The sequence below is a fragment of the Neorhizobium sp. BETTINA12A genome (genome assembly GCF_023006485.1).
In the GTDB taxonomy this organism is placed as follows: Bacteria; Pseudomonadota; Alphaproteobacteria; order Rhizobiales; family Rhizobiaceae; genus Neorhizobium.
Genome location: NZ_JALBGW010000315.1, coordinates 1 through 1,843, shown reverse-complemented (window position 1 = coordinate 1,843; position 1,843 = coordinate 1). Strand labels below are relative to the sequence as shown.

1 protein-coding gene and 2 pseudogenes are annotated in these 1,843 nt (G+C 62.4%); all 3 read right to left on the bottom strand.

Going from position 1 to position 1,843, the window contains the following annotated elements; all coding sequences use genetic code 11:
• Positions 1-255 (bottom strand): annotated as a pseudogene (locus tag MOV61_RS29765) (hypothetical protein); the annotation flags it as partial.
• Between the two features lie 63 nt (positions 256-318).
• Positions 319-1,251: a ribose-phosphate pyrophosphokinase gene (locus MOV61_RS29760; RefSeq protein ID WP_038544209.1), complete on the bottom strand. Its 933-nt coding sequence runs from the start codon at positions 1,249-1,251 to the stop codon at positions 319-321.
• A gap of 174 nt (positions 1,252-1,425) precedes the next feature.
• Positions 1,426-1,843 (bottom strand): annotated as a pseudogene (locus tag MOV61_RS29755) (hypothetical protein); the annotation flags it as partial.

Sequence of the window (1,843 nt, the reverse complement as noted above, 5' to 3'; positions counted from 1 at the left end):
CGGCTGGTTCCAGTCCGGGCGATCCGGGCGATCCGGACGACCGGGCCTGCCGGGTTGGTTCCAATCCGGACGGTCGGGCCGCTGCGGACGATCCCAGTCAGGACGATCAGGCCTCTGAGGACGGTTCCAGTCCGGCCGTGGCCGTTCCGGCGGGTAGTAGCCGCCCGGCCTGCTGCCGCCGTCGACGCAGGCCGACAGCAACGGAATTAGAAGGAAAATGGCCAGCCTTTTCGAGAGGCCAATAAAGGAAAACATCGCGACTCACCCTCTGTTTGCGTTCGAAGGCGAGTCTATCCAAATACTTGTGACAGAAGAAGGTCAGTCGAACAGGCTGGAGACGGAGGATTCCATTGCCGTGCGGTTGATCGCCTCGCCGAGCAGGTTGGCGGTGGTGATGACCCGGATGTTGTGCGCCGACTGGACCGCCGTGGTCGGCTGGATCGAGTCGGTGATCACCAGTTCCTTGAGCTTGGAGGCGCCGATACGCGCGACCGCGCCGCCCGACAGCACGCCGTGGGTGATGTAGGCGGTCACACTGGTGGCGCCGTTCTTGAGAAGCGCTTCAGCCGCGTTGCAGAGCGTGCCGCCGGAATCGACGATATCGTCGATCAGCAGGCAGTCCTTGCCGTCGACTTCGCCGATGACGTTCATCACCTCGGATTCGCCAGCCCGTTCGCGGCGCTTGTCGACGATTGCCAGCTGACAGTCGATGCGCTTGGCGAGCGCCCGGGCGCGAACCACGCCGCCGACATCGGGCGAGACGACCATGACGTTGTTGAGGTCGTAATGTTCCTTGACGTCGCGTGCGAGCACCGGCACCGCGAAGAGATTGTCGGTCGGGATGTCGAAAAAGCCCTGGATCTGCCCGGCATGCAGGTCGAGCGTCAGGACACGGTCGGCGCCGGCCTCGGTGATCAGGTTGGCGACCAGCTTTGCCGAGATCGGGGTGCGCGGGCCGGCCTTGCGGTCCTGACGGGCGTAACCGAAATACGGCAGGACCGCCGTGATGCGCTTGGCCGACGACCGGCGGAACGCATCGATCATGATCAGCAGTTCCATCAGGTGATCGTTGGTCGGGAAGGACGTGGACTGGATGATGAAGACATCTTCGCCACGCACGTTTTCCTGAATTTCAACGAAGATTTCCTGGTCTGCAAATCGCCTTACGCTGGCTTTTCCGACTGGAACATTAAGATAGCTGCAGATCGCGTCGGCGAGATGCCGGTTCGAATTGCCTGCGAAAACCTTCATTGCGGTCCGCCTGTTTTGAAGCTGGATGCGGGCCTTTTACCGCCGCCGCCTTCGAATGCAAGTGCGTTTCGCGCCCGCTCACCCTTTTTTATGAAGAAACTGTGACCAGTGGCTTTTGAGGTTCAGTAAGAATCGGCCGCCGCGATTGCCCCAAGATAGCCAAAGCCGGATCGATCAGCCTTGGGATTGGCGCCAGGCCACATAGTCCTGGATCGTCTTGGCGGCGATGGTCTCCATGGTCGAAGCCGGAACCGCGGCCCAGGGATCCTGGCCGCTGCCGGGCACGCTCTCCTGGCCCTGCATGCGGTGTAGCCGGGCGCCGGAACTGTCAAGAATGTCCCAGACATAGACGATGGTGACCTTGCCGCTGTCGGAAAAGGCGGAGAAATAACCTTTCAGGATGTGCTCGGTACTGTTGTCGCTCGACGGCCGGATCGTCAGTCCGTTGGCGCGGGCCTGAGCGCCGAGCTGGCGGGACAGCGGGGTGACCGCCTGGACCGGAGCGCCGATGATCGGCAGGAAGCGGACCGTCGGACCGGATGCGGGCGGCAATGAGGCGCTCTGCTGCTGACGGGATTGTTGTTGCTGGGGT

What these genes read in the sequence shown, in the direction of transcription:
- MOV61_RS29760 (WP_038544209.1), bottom strand. Translation starts at nt 1,251, where the DNA reads ATGAAGGTTTTCGCAGGCAATTCGAACCGGCATCTCGCCGACGCGATC.